The following is a 14,685-nucleotide window of genomic DNA, read 5'->3' as shown; positions in this document are numbered from 1 at the left end:
CTTCTAAATTTGCGAGGGCTTTATGGCTCGTACTACACCGATTAACCGTTACCGTAACATCGGTATCGTAGCTCACGTGGATGCGGGTAAAACCACAACCACCGAGCGTGTGCTTTTCTACACAGGTAAAAGCCACAAAATGGGCGAGGTGCATGACGGCGCCGCGACTACCGACTGGATGGTGCAAGAGCAGGAGCGTGGTATTACCATTACTTCTGCTGCCATTACCGCCTTCTGGAAGGGTTCCGAGAAGCAGTACAAAGATGAACACCGCTTTAACGTCATCGATACCCCCGGCCACGTTGACTTCACTATTGAAGTTGAGCGTTCGCTGCGTGTGCTTGACGGCGCGGTTGTTGTGTTCTGTGGTACCTCGGGCGTTGAGCCGCAGTCGGAAACCGTATGGCGTCAGGCCAACAAGTACGGCGTTCCGCGTCTCGTTTACGTCAACAAGATGGACCGTGCCGGTGCTGACTTCCTGCGCGTGATTGGTCAGATCAAGCAGCGCCTGGGTCACACTCCTGTGCCGATCCAGTTGGCTATCGGTTCCGAAGACAACTTCCAGGGTCAGATCGATCTGATCAACATGCAGGCTGTCTACTGGAACGATTCCGACAAAGGCATGGTTCCTGTTCGCAAGGACATTCCTGCAGAACTGTTGGAAGAAGCCGAGAAGTGGCGAGGCAACATGGTTGAGGCTGCGGCCGAAGCCAACGAAGAGCTGATGAACAAGTACCTCGAAGGTGAAGAGCTCACTCTCGAGGAAATCAAGAGTGCTCTGCGTCAGCGTACTATCGCTGGTGAGATCGTTCTGGCTGTTTGTGGTTCTTCCTTCAAGAACAAGGGTGTTCCCCTGGTTCTCGACGCCGTCATCGACTTCCTGCCTGCGCCGACCGACATTCCTGCCATCAAGGGTACCCACCCGGATGACGAGACTATCGACCTGGAGCGTCATGCAGACGACAGCGAGCCGTTCTCGGCTCTGGCGTTCAAGATCGCTACCGACCCATTCGTGGGTACCCTGACCTTCGTTCGAGTTTACTCGGGCGTGTTGAACTCCGGTGACGGCGTGATCAACTCGGTTAAGGGCAAGAAAGAGCGCGTGGGTCGTATGGTGCAGATGCACGCAAACGCCCGTGAAGAGATCAAGGAAGTACGCGCTGGTGACATCGCGGCCCTGATCGGCATGAAGGACGTCACCACTGGTGAGACCCTGTGCAACGCTGACAAGCCAATCATCCTTGTTCGTATGGACTTCCCGGAGCCGGTTATTTCGGTTGCCGTAGAGCCCAAGACCAAGGACGACCAGGAAAAAATGGGTATCGCACTGGGCAAGCTTGCTCAGGAAGACCCGTCTTTCCGCGTCAAGACCGATGAAGAGACTGGTCAGACCATCATCTCCGGCATGGGCGAGTTGCACCTGGACATCCTGGTCGACCGTATGCGTCGTGAGTTCAACGTCGAAGCCAACATTGGTAAGCCTCAGGTTTCCTATCGTGAGCGCATCACGAAGAGCTGTGAAATCGAAGGCAAGTTCGTTCGTCAGTCCGGTGGTCGTGGCCAGTTCGGTCATTGCTGGATCCGTTTTGCGCCTGCTGACGAAGGTCAGGAAGGTCTGCAATTCGTCAACGAAGTTGTGGGTGGTGTGGTTCCTAAGGAATACATCCCGGCTATCCAGAAGGGTATTGAAGAGCAGATGAAGAACGGCGTTGTTGCCGGCTATCCGCTGATCGGCCTGAAGGCTACCGTGTTCGATGGTTCCTACCACGACGTCGACTCCAACGAGATGGCGTTCAAGGTGGCGGCTTCCATGGCAACCAAGCAACTGGCCCAGAAGGGCGGTGGTGAGTTGCTCGAGCCGATCATGGCGGTAGAGGTTGTTACCCCTGAAGACTATATGGGTGACGTGATGGGCGACCTCAACCGCCGTCGCGGCATGATCTTGGGCATGGAAGACACGATCTCCGGTAAAGTAATTCGCGCCGAAGTACCGTTGGGCGAGATGTTCGGTTATGCGACCGACGTCCGTTCCATGTCTCAGGGTCGCGCGAGCTACTCTATGGAATTCAAAAAATACAATACAGCTCCGTCGCACATCGTCGAATCTGTAACCAAAAAACAAGGCTGATTCAGCCCTTTAGGCAAGGAGTTAATTGTCGTGGCTAAAGAAAAATTCGAACGTAACAAACCGCACGTCAACGTTGGCACTATCGGTCACGTCGACCATGGTAAAACCACCCTGACTGCTGCGTTGACCAAGGTGTGTGCCGAAGCTTTCGGTGGCGCCATTCGCGATTTCGCGCAGATCGACAGCGCACCGGAAGAAAAAGCTCGTGGTATCACGATCAACACTTCCCACGTTGAGTACGATTCCACCATCCGTCACTACGCTCACGTAGATTGCCCGGGCCACGCCGATTATGTGAAAAACATGATCACTGGTGCTGCGCAGATGGATGGCGCTATCCTGGTTTGCTCCGCTGCTGACGGCCCGATGCCGCAGACTCGCGAGCACATCCTGCTGTCCCGTCAGGTAGGCGTTCCTTACATCGTGGTCTTCCTGAACAAGGCTGACATGGTGGATGACGCTGAGCTGCTGGAACTGGTTGAGATGGAAGTGCGTGACCTGCTGTCGATGTATGACTTCCCAGGCGACGACACTCCGATCGTGATCGGCTCGGCGTTGATGGCCCTGAATGGCCAGGACGACAACGAGATGGGCACCTCGGCCGTGCGTAAGCTGGTTGAGACCCTGGATACCTATATCCCGGATCCGGTGCGCGTTATCGACAAGCCGTTCCTGATGCCTGTTGAGGATGTGTTCTCGATCTCCGGTCGCGGTACTGTTGTGACTGGTCGTATCGAGCGCGGCATCATCAAGATCCAGGAAGAAGTTGAGATTGTAGGCCTGCGTCCTACCGTCAAGACCATCTGTACTGGTGTTGAGATGTTCCGCAAGCTGCTCGACGAAGGTCGTGCTGGCGAGAACTGCGGTATCTTGCTGCGTGGCACCAAGCGTGATGACGTTGAGCGTGGTCAGATTCTGGCCAAGCCGGGTAGCGTTAAGCCGCACACCAAGTTTGAAGCAGAAGTGTATGTACTGAGCAAGGACGAAGGTGGTCGTCATACTCCGTTCTTCAAGGGCTACCGTCCGCAGTTCTACTTCCGCACTACCGACGTAACCGGTAACTGCGAGCTGCCGGAAGGCGTTGAGATGGTAATGCCGGGCGACAACGTGAAAATGGTTGTTACCCTGATCAAGTCGATCGCCATGGAAGATGGTCTGCGTTTCGCGATTCGCGAAGGCGGCCGTACCGTTGGTGCCGGCGTGGTTGCCAAGATCATCGAGTAATCGATTGATCTGAAAAAAGCCCTCGCTTGCGGGGGCTTTTTTATTGGGTTGACACTCGCTGGGGCCGTCTATAGAATTGCGCCTCCTTTTAGCGGGTGTACTGCGCCCGCTGGGAATAGCAGCTTGGAATCTGAGGTCAAAATGCAAAACCAACAAATCCGTATTCGGTTGAAGGCTTTTGACCATCGCCTGATCGATCAATCAACCCAGGAAATCGTGGAAACCGCGAAACGTACTGGTGCTCAGGTGCGTGGTCCGATTCCTCTGCCTACCCGCAAAGAGCGGTTTACCGTTCTGACTTCACCGCACGTCAACAAAGACGCGCGTGATCAGTTCGAAATCCGTACTCATAAGCGCGTTCTGGACATTGTCCAGCCGACGGATAAAACCGTTGATGCGTTGATGAAGCTTGATCTTGCGGCTGGCGTGGAAGTGCAGATCAGCCTCGGCTAAAACCTTGGGGTTTTAGTCGTGTAACGCTCTGAAATGGGCGGCCATAGCGGGTGAAAGCCCCGTACACTCATGAGGTTACAACATGACTATTGGTGTAGTCGGTCGTAAATGCGGTATGACCCGTATTTTCACCGAAGAAGGTGTCTCCATTCCGGTTACGGTCATTGAGATCGAGCCGAATCGCGTCACTCAGTTCAAAACTGAAGAGTCCGATGGCTATCGTGCAGTGCAAGTCACTGTCGGCGAGCGTCGTGCTTCCCGTGTCAGCAAGGCGCAAGCCGGTCATTTCGCCAAGGCGAATGTTGCGGCAGGTCGTGGTGTTTGGGAGTTCCGTCTTGAAGAAGGCGACTACCAGGCTGGCGATCTGATCAACGCTGAAATTTTCCAAGCTGGTCAACTGGTGGATGTCACTGGTCAGTCCAAGGGTAAAGGCTTTGCCGGTACCATCAAGCGTTGGAACTTCCGCGGCCAAGACAACACTCACGGTAACTCCGTGTCCCACCGTGTTCCGGGTTCCATTGGCCAGTGCCAGACTCCGGGTCGCGTTTTCAAGGGCAAAAAAATGTCCGGTCACATGGGTGCTGAGCGCGTGACTGTGCAGTCCCTGGAAGTAGTGCGCGTCGATGCTGAACGCAACCTGCTGTTGGTCAAGGGTGCCGTTCCTGGCGCAACTGGCGGCAACTTGGTTGTTCGTCCGGCAGCCAAGGCTCGCGGTTAAGGGGAAGCTGACATGCAATTAAATGTAAATGGCGCTCAAGCGATCGAAGTGTCCGAAGCGACATTCGGTGGCGATTACAACGAGACCCTGGTTCACCAAGCAGTCGTGGCCTACATGGCTGGCGGCCGTCAGGGCAGCAAGCAGCAGAAGACCCGTTCCGACGTTTCCGGTGGCGGTAAGCGCCCATGGCGTCAGAAGGGCACTGGTCGTGCTCGTGCCGGTACCACTCGTGGTCCGATCTGGCGTGGCGGTGGTGTTACTTTTGCGGCCCGTCCGCAGAATCACGATCAGAAGCTGAACAAGAAAATGTATCGCGCTGCATTGCGTTCGATTCTTGCTGAGCTGGTTCGCACCGATCGTCTGGTGGTGGTTGAGGACTTCAGTGTTGAAGCGCCGAAAACCAAAGACCTGCTGAACAAACTGAATGGCATGGGTCTGACCGATGTTCTGATCGTGTCCGATGCTATTGACGAAAATCTGTACCTGGCTGCTCGCAACCTGCCTCATGTCGATGTTCGTGACGTGCAGGGTTCCGATCCGGTCAGTCTGATCGCGTACGAAAAGGTGCTGGTCACCGTTTCTGCCGTGAAGAAATTCGAGGAGCTGCTGGGATGAACCAGGAACGCGTATTTAAAGTGCTGCTTGGCCCGCACGTCTCCGAGAAGGCCACGGTTCTGGCTGACAAGAAAAGCCAGTTCGTTTTCAAGGTTGCAACCGATGCAACCAAGCTGGAAATCAAGAAGGCCGTCGAAAGCCTGTTCAGCGTGAACGTTGCTGCTGTTAATACCGTGAATGTTCTCGGTAAGAGCAAGCGCACCGCTCGTGGTCTGGGCAAGCGTAACGACTGGAAGAAAGCGATCATTTCGCTTGAGCCAGGCCAAGATCTCGATTTCGCCAGCAGTGCTGAGTAAGGGAGGGGTGCATCATGGCAATCGTTAAATGCAAACCGACTTCCCCTGGCCGCCGTTTTGTGGTCAAGGTGGTCAATCAGGAGCTGCATAAAGGCGCTCCTTACGCTCCGCTGCTCGAGAAGAAGTCGAAGACTGGCGGTCGTAACAACAATGGTCGTATCACCACCCGTCATATCGGTGGTGGCCACAAGCAGCATTACCGTCTGGTCGATTTCCGTCGCAACGACAAAGATGGCATTCCAGCCACTGTCGAGCGTATTGAATACGATCCGAACCGTACCGCACACATCGCTTTGCTGATGTATGCAGACGGCGAGCGTCGCTACATCATCGCCCCTAAGGGTGTGAGTGCTGGCGATCAGCTGGTGGCTGGTATCATGGCTCCGATCAAACCGGGCAATAGTCTGCAACTGCGCAACATCCCAGTTGGTAGCACTATTCACGGTATCGAATTGAAGCCGGGCAAAGGTGCTCAGATCGCTCGTTCCGCTGGTGCTTCGGCTCAGCTGATTGCGCGTGACGGTGTCTACGTGACATTGCGTCTGCGTTCCGGTGAAATGCGTAAAGTGCTGGCTGAGTGCCGTGCGACCCTGGGCGAAGTCTCGAACTCCGAGCACAGCCTGCGTTCGCTGGGTAAAGCTGGTGCCAAGCGCTGGCGTGGCGTTCGCCCAACCGTTCGTGGTGTTGCCATGAACCCGGTTGACCACCCACACGGTGGTGGTGAAGGTCGTACCTCTGGTGGTCGTCATCCGGTGTCTCCATGGGGCTTCCCGACTAAGGGCGCGAAGACTCGTGGTAACAAACGCACCGATAAAATGATCGTCCGTCGTCGCAAGTAAATAGAGGGATACGACAGTGCCACGTTCTCTGAAAAAAGGTCCTTTTATCGATCTTCACCTACTGAAGAAGATCGAAGTGGCGGTGGAAAAGAACGATCGCAAGCCGGTGAAAACCTGGTCGCGCCGTTCCATGATCCTGCCGCAAATGGTCGGTCTGACCATTGCTGTGCATAACGGTCGTCTACATGTTCCCGTTCTCGTGAACGAAGACATGGTCGGCCACAAACTCGGCGAGTTTGCTGGTACCCGCACTTATCGTGGGCACGTAGCAGACAAGAAAGCCAAGCGTTAAGGGGTTAGGAAATGGAAGTAGCCGCTAAGTTGTCGGGCGCTCGAATCTCCGCCCAGAAAGCCCGCTTGGTCGCCGACCAGATTCGCGGGAAGAAGGTGGGCGAAGCGCTCAATCTGTTGGCTTTTAGCAGTAAGAAAGCCGCCGATATCATCAAGAAAGTGCTGGAGTCGGCTGTAGCCAACGCCGAGCATAACGAAGGCGCAGATGTTGATGACCTTAAGGTCAGCACCGTTTTCGTCAACGAAGGGCGTTCGCTGAAGCGAATCATGCCGCGTGCCAAAGGCCGCGCTGATCGCATCGTCAAGCGGTCTTGCCATATCACTGTCAAGGTTGCGGACAAGTAACGGAGTCGAACAGATGGGTCAGAAAGTACATCCCATTGGCATTCGCCTGGGAATCGTCAAGGAGCACACCTCCGTCTGGTACGCAGACGGTCGGACTTATGCGGACTATTTGTTCGCTGATCTGAAGGTGCGCGAATATCTCCAAGACAAACTAAAAAGCGCGTCCGTTAGCCGTATCGATATCCATCGTCCGGCTCAGACTGCACGCATCACCATCCACACTGCCCGTCCCGGTATCGTTATTGGGAAGAAGGGTGAGGATGTTGAGAAGCTGCGTCAGGACCTGACCAAGCAAATGGGTGTGCCCGTGCACATCAATATCGAAGAAATCCGCAAGCCGGAGCTCGACGGTATGCTGGTTGCGCAGAGCGTAGCTCAGCAGCTGGAGCGTCGTGTGATGTTCCGTCGCGCTATGAAACGCGCTGTACAGAACGCCATGCGCATTGGTGCCAAGGGCATCAAAATCCAAGTGAGCGGTCGTCTCGGCGGTGCTGAAATTGCCCGTACCGAATGGTATCGCGAAGGTCGTGTGCCGTTGCACACCCTGCGTGCCGACGTCGACTATGCCATCTACGAAGCACACACCACTTATGGTGTGATCGGTGTCAAGGTTTGGATCTTCAAAGGCGAAGTAATTGGTGGCCTTAAAGAAGAACTGAAACCGCAGGCACCTGCGCCTCGTAAAAAAGCTGCCAAGTAAGGGGTACGCCAAATGTTGCAACCAAAGCGTACGAAGTTCCGTAAGCAGATGACCGGCCACAACCGTGGCCTGGCTCAACGCGGTAGCAAAGTCAGCTTCGGCGAATTCGCCCTGAAGTCTGTTGCCCGCGGTCGTCTCACCGCCCGTCAGATCGAGTCCGCTCGTCGTGCTCTGACTCGTCACGTTAAGCGTGGCGGGAAAATCTGGATTCGCGTGTTCCCGGATAAGCCAGTTACCAAGAAGCCTCTCGAAGTGCGGATGGGTAAAGGGAAGGGTAGCGTTGAGTATTGGGTAGCCCAGATTCAGCCAGGCAAAGTCCTGTATGAAATCGAAGGCGTTTCCGAAGAGTTGGCGCGTGAGGCTTTCGCCCTGGCGGCTGCAAAGCTGCCACTCGCCACCACTTTTGTTAAGCGGACGGTGATGTGATGAAGGCGAATGAACTTCGTGAAAAATCAGCACAGCAGCTGAACGAGCAACTGCTCGGCCTGCTGCGCGACCAGTTCAATCTGCGTATGCAGAAAGCAACTGGCCAGTTGGGGCAGTCTCACCTGCTCTCGCAAGTTAAGCGCGATATTGCTCGTGTGAAGACTGTGCTCAATCAGCAGGCAGGTAAGTGATCATGGCTGAAGCCGAAATAACAGTCCGTACGCTGACCGGCCGTGTCGTCAGCGACAAGATGGACAAGACCATCACCGTATTGATCGAGCGTCGCGTTAAGCACCCGATCTACGGTAAATATGTCAAGCGTTCGACCAAGCTGCACGCGCACGACGAAAGCAATCAGTGCCATATCGGTGACAAGGTTTCCATTCGTGAAACCCGTCCCGTAGCCAAGACTAAATCTTGGGCGCTGGTTGAAGTTCTCGAACGCGCAGTGGAAGTCTAAGGACTAGGGGTCGGAGAAATATATGATTCAGACTCAATCCATGCTCGACGTCGCTGACAACAGCGGTGCTCGTCGCGTTATGTGCATCAAGGTGCTGGGCGGTTCGCACCGCCGTTATGCTGGCATCGGCGACATCATCAAGGTGACCGTCAAGGAAGCAATTCCGCGCGGTAAAGTGAAGAAAGGCCAGGTGATGACTGCTGTTGTAGTCCGCACTCGTCATGGCGTTCGTCGCCCTGATGGCTCGATCATTCGCTTCGATGGCAACGCTGCTGTTCTGTTGAACAACAAGCAAGAGCCGATCGGCACCCGTATTTTTGGGCCGGTGACGCGTGAACTTCGCAACGAGAAGTTCATGAAGATCGTCTCGCTCGCCCCTGAAGTGCTCTAAGGAGATCCGACATGCAAAAGATTCGTCGTGACGACGAGATCATCGTGATCGCCGGTAAAGACAAAGGTAAGCGTGGCAAGGTGCTCAAGGTTCTCGCTGATGACCGTCTGGTCGTTGGTGGTTTGAACCTGGTGAAGCGCCATACCAAGCCGAACCCGATGTCGGGCGTTCAGGGCGGTATCATCGAGAAAGAAGCGCCTCTGCACGCTTCCAACGTGGCCATTTTCAACAGCGAAACCAACAAGGCTGACCGTGTTGGTTTCAAAGTTGAAGAAGGTAAAAAAATTCGTGTCTTCAAGTCGACCCAAAAAGCGGTTGATGCTTGAACACTGCTAGGTAGAAGACCATGGCACGACTAAAAGAGATTTATCGGAAAGAAATCGCGCCGAAGCTTAAGGAAGAACTTAAGCTTGCGAACGTGATGGAAGTTCCGCGCATCACCAAGATCACCCTGAACATGGGCTTGGGCGAAGCGATCGGTGACAAGAAAATCATCGAGAACGCTGTAGCCGATCTGGAAAAGATCACCGGTCAGAAAGTCGTAGTGACTCATGCCCGTAAATCGATTGCAGGTTTCAAGCTGCGTGAAGGTTGGCCGATTGGCGTCAAGGTAACCCTGCGCCGCGATCGCATGTACGAGTTCCTGGATCGTCTGCTGTCTATCTCCCTGCCGCGCGTGCGTGACTTCCGCGGCCTGAATGCCAAGTCCTTCGATGGTCGTGGCAATTACAGCATGGGCGTTAAAGAGCAGATCATCTTCCCGGAAATCGATTACGACAAGATCGATGCCCTGCGTGGTCTGGACATTACCCTGACTACCACTGCGCGTACGGATGATGAGGGTCGTGCTTTGCTGCGCGCCTTCAAATTCCCGTTCCGCAACTGATTGGAGTTGGACCATGGCTAAAATGAGCATGAAAAACCGCGAGCTGAAGCGTCAGCAGACGGTAGCCAAGTACGCGAAGAAGCGTGCTGCGCTGAAAGCTACCATCGCCGATCTGAACGCCAGTCCAGAAGCGCGCTGGGAAGCTCAGGTGGCTCTGCAGAAGCAACCGCGTGATGCCAGTGCCTCGCGCCTGCGCAATCGCTGCCGCATTACCGGTCGTCCGCACGGCGTGTATCGCAAGTTCGGTCTGTCGCGTATCAAGCTTCGTGAAGCTGCAATGCGTGGTGACGTGCCAGGTCTGGTCAAGGCCAGCTGGTAAGTCGTTGCATCCTGGGTCTGTCCGGTTGAGATACTTGGCAGATTCAGGCAGGCAAAATGAAACAAGCCCCTTTTGGGGCTTGATTCATTTTTGATCAGTCTCTAGAATGCTCGGCTCGCCTGAGCCAGGGTTTTTGATTTGCCCGGCGTTTTGGTGACTCTAGCCGTAAGGCTAATTCTTTTTGTATCAGGAGCGTCTAGCCCATGAGTATGCAGGACCCGTTAGCGGACATGCTAACTCGTATCCGTAATGCCCAGATGGCTGAAAAGTCCGTCGTAAGCATGCCGTCTTCCACGTTGAAGGTGGCTGTAGCCAAAGTCTTGAAAGACGAAGGTTATATTGCGGGTTATCAGATCAGCGGTGAAGTTAAGCCGCAGCTGTCCATCGAGCTGAAATATTTCGAAGGCCGTCCGGTTATCGAAGAAGTCAAGCGCGTTAGCCGTCCAGGCCTTCGCCAGTACAAGTCCGTTGATGATTTGCCAAAAGTTCGTGGCGGTCTCGGCGTTTCTATCGTCTCCACCAACAAAGGTGTGATGACGGACCGCGCGGCGCGCGCTGCCGGTGTCGGCGGCGAAGTGCTCTGTACAGTGTTCTAAGGGGGGATAAGCATGTCACGCGTCGCTAAGAACCCCGTCACGTTGCCCGCTGGTGTAGAGATTAGTCTCGCCGGTCAGCAGCTTTCGGTTAAGGGTGCCAAGGGTGCTCTAGAGCTGAACATTCATTCGTCCGTTGAAGTGGTCCAGGAATCCGGTGAGCTGCGTTTTGCTGCTCGCAACGGAGACCAGCAGACTCGCGCAATGGCCGGTACCACTCGCGCATTGGTCAACAACATGGTGATCGGCGTCAGCACTGGCTTCGAGCGCAAGCTTCAGCTGGTAGGCGTTGGTTACAAGGCGCAAGCCAAAGGTCAGGTCTTGTCCCTGGCTCTAGGCTTCTCCCACCCGATCGATTACGAGCTGCCGGAAGGCGTTGTTGCTGAAACCCCTAGCCAGACCGAAATCCTGATCAAGGGTGTCGATAAACAACTGGTTGGTCAGGTTGCTGCGGAAATCCGTGATTTCCGTCGTCCTGAACCTTATAAGGGCAAAGGTGTTCGTTACGCTGACGAAGTCGTCCGTCGTAAAGAAGCCAAGAAGAAGTAGGGCCTAGCAAATGACCGACAAAAAAGTTACTCGACTGCGTCGCGCTCGCAAAGCACGTCTGAAAATGCACGAGCTCGAAGCCGTGCGTCTCTGCGTGTATCGCTCTTCGCAGCACATCTATGCCCAGGTCATTTCGGCCGACGGCAGCAAGGTTTTGGCCAGCGCCTCGACCTTGGACAAAGCACTGCGTGATGGCGCCACTGGCAATATCGACGCGGCCAAGAAAGTTGGCGAGCTGGTTGCCGAGCGTGCGAAAGCCGCTGGTGTGACTCAGGTTGCATTCGACCGTTCTGGCTTCAAGTACCACGGCCGCGTTCAGGCGCTGGCTGATGCTGCTCGTGAAGGCGGGCTGGAGTTCTAAGTTATGTCAAATAACGACCAAAAGCGCGATGAAGGCTATATCGAGAAGCTGGTGCAGGTTAACCGCGTAGCCAAAACCGTAAAGGGTGGCCGTATCTTCACTTTCACCGCGTTGTCCGTGGTGGGTGATGGTAAGGGTCGCGTCGGTTTCGGCCGTGGCAAGTCCCGTGAAGTGCCAGCCGCTATCCAGAAAGCTATGGAAGCTGCTCGTCGCAACATGATCCAGGTGGACCTGAACGGCACCACTCTGCAATACGCAATGAAGTCCGGTCATGGCGCCTCCAAGGTGTACATGCAGCCGGCTTCCGAGGGTACCGGTATCATCGCCGGCGGCGCCATGCGTGCTGTGCTGGAAGTGGCTGGTGTGCAGAACGTTCTGGCCAAGTGCTATGGCTCGACTAACCCGGTGAACGTGGTGCATGCCACTTTCAAAGGTTTGAAAGCTATGCAGTCGCCTGACTCTGTTGCGGCCAAGCGTGGCAAGAGCGTCGAGGAGATTCTCTAATCATGGCTAATACCGTAAAAGTCACGCTGATCAAAAGCATGACCGGCCGTATCCCCAACCACAAACTCTGTGTGAAGGGGTTGGGTCTGCGTCGCATCGGTCACACCGTAGAAGTCCTGGATACTCCCGAGAATCGCGGGATGATCAACAAGGCCTACTACATGCTGCGAGTCGAGGGTTAACACATGTACCTGAACGATCTGAGTCCTGCGCCGGGTTCCCGTCGCGAGAAGCACCGTCCGGGCCGTGGTATCGGTAGTGGGTTGGGTAAGACTGGTGGCCGTGGCCACAAGGGTCAATCCTCCCGCTCCGGTGGCACCATTGCTCCGGGTTTCGAAGGCGGCCAGCAGCCTCTGCACCGTCGTTTGCCCAAGTTCGGTTTCGTGTCCCTGAAGGCTATGGATCGCGCAGAAGTGCGTACCTCCGAGCTGAACAAGGTCGAAGGCGGCGTTATTACTCTGCAAGCGCTGAAGGATGCCAACCTGATTAACCAACATGTACGGCGTGTGAAAGTCATGCTGTCCGGTGAGGTTACTCGCGCTGTCACCCTTAAAGGTATCGCTGCCACCAAAGGTGCGCGTGCGGCTATCGAAGCAGCTGGCGGTAAGTTCGAGGAATAAATGGCTAAGCAAGGTGCTCTCTCAGCGCTCAGCAATGGCGGGTTATCCGAGCTCTGGGCTCGTCTGCGCTTTCTGTTCATGGCGATTATCGTCTATCGGATTGGCGCACACATTCCAGTTCCTGGCATCAATCCGGACCGGTTGGCAGACCTGTTTCGACAGAATGAGGGGACCATTCTTAGCTTGTTCAACATGTTTTCCGGTGGCGCACTGGAGCGCATGAGCATTTTTGCATTGGGGATCATGCCGTACATTTCGGCGTCGATCATCATGCAGCTCATGACCGCTGTCAGTCCGCAGCTGGAGCAGTTGAAGAAGGAAGGTGAGGCTGGTCGTCGCAAGATCAGCCAATACACCCGCTACGGCACACTCGTCCTGGCATTCGTTCAAGCAATCGGCATGTCCGTTGGTTTGGCGAGCCAGGGCGTCGCGTTTTCGGCCGATTTCGGCTTCCACTTCGTTGCAGTCACCACCTTCGTGGCGGGTGCGATGTTCATGATGTGGTTGGGCGAGCAAATCACCGAGCGTGGTGTTGGTAACGGTATTTCGATGCTGATTTTTGCAGGCATCGTAGCCGGTCTGCCGTCGGCGATCGGGCAGTCTTTCGAGTCTGCTCGGCAGGGCGATATCAATATCTTTGCCCTGATGGCCATCGGTTTGCTGGCAGTAGCGATCATCGGTTTCGTGGTGTTCATTGAGCGTGGGCAGCGCCGCATTGCGGTGCACTACGCCAAGCGTCAGCAGGGCCGCAAGGTCTTTGCCGCGCAGACCAGCCACTTGCCTTTGAAGGTGAATATGGCGGGGGTTATCCCGGCTATTTTTGCCAGCAGCCTGCTGTTGTTCCCGGCCTCGCTGGGTGCCTGGTTTGGTCAGTCCGAAGGTATGGGCTGGCTGCAGGATATTTCACAGGCTATCGCTCCTGGTCAGCCGTTGAACATTTTGCTGTTTAGTGCGGGGATCGTTTTCTTCTGCTTCTTCTACACGGCACTGATGTTCAATCCGAAAGACGTAGCGGAAAACCTGAAGAAGTCCGGTGCCTTTATTCCGGGCATCCGTCCAGGCGAGCAGTCGGCGCGCTATATCGATGGCGTATTGACTCGTTTGACCATGTTCGGTGCTCTGTACATGACGGCCGTGTGCCTGCTTCCCCAGTTCCTGGTGGTGGCGGCCAACGTACCGTTCTATCTCGGCGGGACCTCGTTGCTGATCGTGGTAGTGGTTGTGATGGACTTTATGTCGCAAGTACAATCGCACCTCGTTTCGAACCAGTACGAATCCCTGATGAAGAAAGCCAACCTGAAGGGCTACGGCAGCGGCATGATGCGCTGAAGTGTCCACAAGGTTCGAGGAGTTGGTGATGAAAGTTCGTGCGTCAGTGAAAAAGCTGTGCCGCAACTGCAAGATTATTCGTCGTGAAGGTGTCGTTCGAGTTATTTGCAGCGCGGAACCGCGTCACAAGCAGCGCCAAGGCTGAGTGTGATTTAAGTTACAAGCCCGGCAGCTAGTGCGCTGCCGGGTTGATTATTTGTTTCTACAGCGCTAATATCTCGCGCCTCATTTCTTGGCTTCCGGGGCGTAGGTAGCTGTCAATTGGAGTTCCACTGAATGGCCCGTATTGCAGGCGTAAACATTCCGGATAACAAGCACACTGTTATCTCGCTGACCTACATCTTTGGTGTCGGTCGCACTACCGCGCAGAAAATCTGTGCGGCTGCCGGTGTCAATCCGGCAGTAAAGATCAAGGATCTCTCTGACGAGCAGATCGAGCAGCTGCGTGGCGAAGTAGCCAAGGTTAATACCGAAGGCGACCTGCGTCGTGAAGTGAACATGAAAATCAAGCGCTTGATGGACCTGGGTTGCTACCGCGGCCTGCGTCATCGTCGTGGTCTGCCGGTTCGCGGTCAGCGTACCAAGACCAACGCGCGTACCCGTAAGGGCCCGCGTAAGCCGATCCGCAAGTAATCGCA

26 protein-coding genes are annotated in these 14,685 nt (G+C 55.1%); all 26 read left to right on the top strand.

Going from position 1 to position 14,685, the window contains the following annotated elements:
- Positions 1-22: 22 nt before the first annotated feature.
- The 26 genes from fusA to rpsM all read left to right on the top strand — a co-directional run bounded on the left by fusA (position 23) and on the right by rpsM (position 14,680).
- Positions 23-2,128 (top strand): elongation factor G, encoded by a 2,106-nt coding sequence (fusA, locus tag PH586_RS17695; RefSeq protein WP_238042678.1) that lies wholly within the window; start codon positions 23-25, stop codon positions 2,126-2,128.
- A 30-nt stretch (positions 2,129-2,158) separates the two neighbouring features.
- Positions 2,159-3,352 carry an elongation factor Tu gene (gene tuf, locus PH586_RS17690; RefSeq protein ID WP_271349069.1) on the top strand — a complete coding sequence of 398 codons (1,194 nt, stop codon included), beginning with the start codon at positions 2,159-2,161 and terminating at the stop codon, positions 3,350-3,352.
- Positions 3,353-3,493: 141 nt separating this feature from the next.
- Positions 3,494-3,805: a 30S ribosomal protein S10 gene (gene rpsJ, locus PH586_RS17685; RefSeq protein WP_010486970.1), complete on the top strand. Its 312-nt coding sequence runs from the start codon at positions 3,494-3,496 to the stop codon at positions 3,803-3,805.
- Positions 3,806-3,887: 82 nt separating this feature from the next.
- Positions 3,888-4,523: a 50S ribosomal protein L3 gene (gene rplC / locus PH586_RS17680; RefSeq protein WP_079204520.1), complete on the top strand. Its 636-nt coding sequence runs from the start codon at positions 3,888-3,890 to the stop codon at positions 4,521-4,523.
- Positions 4,524-4,535: 12 nt separating this feature from the next.
- Positions 4,536-5,138 carry a 50S ribosomal protein L4 gene (gene rplD, locus PH586_RS17675; RefSeq protein WP_172149917.1) on the top strand — a complete coding sequence of 201 codons (603 nt, stop codon included), beginning with the start codon at positions 4,536-4,538 and terminating at the stop codon, positions 5,136-5,138.
- Positions 5,135-5,434, top strand: a complete 300-nt coding sequence (rplW, locus tag PH586_RS17670; RefSeq protein WP_271349068.1) for a 50S ribosomal protein L23 — start codon at positions 5,135-5,137, stop codon at positions 5,432-5,434. The genes rplD and rplW overlap by 4 nt, the downstream gene beginning before the upstream one ends.
- Before the next feature lie 14 nt (positions 5,435-5,448).
- The gene (rplB, locus tag PH586_RS17665; RefSeq protein WP_271349067.1) at positions 5,449-6,273 is read left to right on the top strand and encodes a 50S ribosomal protein L2; all 825 of its coding nucleotides are present in this window, start codon (positions 5,449-5,451) and stop codon (positions 6,271-6,273) included.
- A gap of 16 nt (positions 6,274-6,289) precedes the next feature.
- A complete protein-coding gene (gene rpsS, locus PH586_RS17660; protein WP_234229346.1) occupies positions 6,290-6,565 on the top strand; it encodes a 30S ribosomal protein S19 in 276 nt (91 codons plus the stop codon).
- Positions 6,566-6,576: 11 nt separating this feature from the next.
- Entirely contained in the window at positions 6,577-6,909 is a 333-nt protein-coding gene (rplV, locus tag PH586_RS17655; RefSeq protein WP_079204524.1) for a 50S ribosomal protein L22, read from the top strand.
- A 13-nt stretch (positions 6,910-6,922) separates the two neighbouring features.
- On the top strand, positions 6,923-7,609 hold the full coding sequence (gene rpsC / locus PH586_RS17650; protein WP_238042673.1) for a 30S ribosomal protein S3: 687 nt from the start codon (positions 6,923-6,925) through the stop codon (positions 7,607-7,609).
- 12 nt (positions 7,610-7,621) lie between these two features.
- On the top strand, positions 7,622-8,035 hold the full coding sequence (gene rplP / locus PH586_RS17645) for a 50S ribosomal protein L16 (RefSeq protein ID WP_042552939.1): 414 nt from the start codon (positions 7,622-7,624) through the stop codon (positions 8,033-8,035).
- Positions 8,035-8,226 (top strand): 50S ribosomal protein L29, encoded by a 192-nt coding sequence (gene rpmC, locus PH586_RS17640; RefSeq protein ID WP_002555481.1) that lies wholly within the window; start codon positions 8,035-8,037, stop codon positions 8,224-8,226. The genes rplP and rpmC overlap by 1 nt, the downstream gene beginning before the upstream one ends.
- Positions 8,227-8,228: 2 nt before the next feature.
- Entirely contained in the window at positions 8,229-8,495 is a 267-nt protein-coding gene (rpsQ, locus tag PH586_RS17635; RefSeq protein ID WP_238042672.1) for a 30S ribosomal protein S17, read from the top strand.
- A 22-nt stretch (positions 8,496-8,517) separates the two neighbouring features.
- Positions 8,518-8,886 (top strand): 50S ribosomal protein L14, encoded by a 369-nt coding sequence (rplN, locus tag PH586_RS17630; protein ID WP_014854220.1) that lies wholly within the window; start codon positions 8,518-8,520, stop codon positions 8,884-8,886.
- A gap of 11 nt (positions 8,887-8,897) precedes the next feature.
- Positions 8,898-9,212, top strand: coding sequence for a 50S ribosomal protein L24 (gene rplX, locus PH586_RS17625; protein WP_079204527.1), 315 nt, complete (start codon positions 8,898-8,900; stop codon positions 9,210-9,212).
- A 20-nt stretch (positions 9,213-9,232) separates the two neighbouring features.
- Positions 9,233-9,772, top strand: a complete 540-nt coding sequence (gene rplE / locus PH586_RS17620) for a 50S ribosomal protein L5 (RefSeq protein WP_172149925.1) — start codon at positions 9,233-9,235, stop codon at positions 9,770-9,772.
- Between the two features lie 13 nt (positions 9,773-9,785).
- Positions 9,786-10,091: a 30S ribosomal protein S14 gene (rpsN, locus tag PH586_RS17615; RefSeq protein WP_079204529.1), complete on the top strand. Its 306-nt coding sequence runs from the start codon at positions 9,786-9,788 to the stop codon at positions 10,089-10,091.
- Positions 10,092-10,294: 203 nt separating this feature from the next.
- On the top strand, positions 10,295-10,687 hold the full coding sequence (gene rpsH, locus PH586_RS17610) for a 30S ribosomal protein S8 (protein ID WP_069519903.1): 393 nt from the start codon (positions 10,295-10,297) through the stop codon (positions 10,685-10,687).
- A 12-nt stretch (positions 10,688-10,699) separates the two neighbouring features.
- Positions 10,700-11,233, top strand: coding sequence for a 50S ribosomal protein L6 (gene rplF, locus PH586_RS17605; RefSeq protein ID WP_271349062.1), 534 nt, complete (start codon positions 10,700-10,702; stop codon positions 11,231-11,233).
- A gap of 10 nt (positions 11,234-11,243) precedes the next feature.
- A complete protein-coding gene (gene rplR / locus PH586_RS17600; protein WP_271349061.1) occupies positions 11,244-11,594 on the top strand; it encodes a 50S ribosomal protein L18 in 351 nt (116 codons plus the stop codon).
- 3 nt (positions 11,595-11,597) lie between these two features.
- The gene (gene rpsE, locus PH586_RS17595; RefSeq protein ID WP_238042669.1) at positions 11,598-12,098 is read left to right on the top strand and encodes a 30S ribosomal protein S5; all 501 of its coding nucleotides are present in this window, start codon (positions 11,598-11,600) and stop codon (positions 12,096-12,098) included.
- A 2-nt stretch (positions 12,099-12,100) separates the two neighbouring features.
- Positions 12,101-12,280 (top strand): 50S ribosomal protein L30, encoded by a 180-nt coding sequence (rpmD, locus tag PH586_RS17590; protein WP_079204534.1) that lies wholly within the window; start codon positions 12,101-12,103, stop codon positions 12,278-12,280.
- Positions 12,281-12,283: 3 nt separating this feature from the next.
- A complete protein-coding gene (gene rplO / locus PH586_RS17585) occupies positions 12,284-12,718 on the top strand; it encodes a 50S ribosomal protein L15 (protein ID WP_172149943.1) in 435 nt (144 codons plus the stop codon).
- Positions 12,719-14,047, top strand: a complete 1,329-nt coding sequence (gene secY / locus PH586_RS17580; RefSeq protein WP_271349060.1) for a preprotein translocase subunit SecY — start codon at positions 12,719-12,721, stop codon at positions 14,045-14,047.
- A gap of 28 nt (positions 14,048-14,075) precedes the next feature.
- Positions 14,076-14,192, top strand: coding sequence for a 50S ribosomal protein L36 (gene rpmJ / locus PH586_RS17575; protein ID WP_002555468.1), 117 nt, complete (start codon positions 14,076-14,078; stop codon positions 14,190-14,192).
- A 131-nt stretch (positions 14,193-14,323) separates the two neighbouring features.
- On the top strand, positions 14,324-14,680 hold the full coding sequence (rpsM, locus tag PH586_RS17570; RefSeq protein ID WP_213641487.1) for a 30S ribosomal protein S13: 357 nt from the start codon (positions 14,324-14,326) through the stop codon (positions 14,678-14,680).
- The last annotated feature ends 5 nt before the right edge of the window (positions 14,681-14,685 follow it).

The organism is Pseudomonas aestuarii (assembly GCF_027988105.1).
GTDB lineage: Bacteria > Pseudomonadota > Gammaproteobacteria > Pseudomonadales > Pseudomonadaceae > Aquipseudomonas > Aquipseudomonas aestuarii.
Note: the sequence above shows the minus strand (reverse complement) of the source record. Positions and strands in the feature narration are given on the sequence as shown.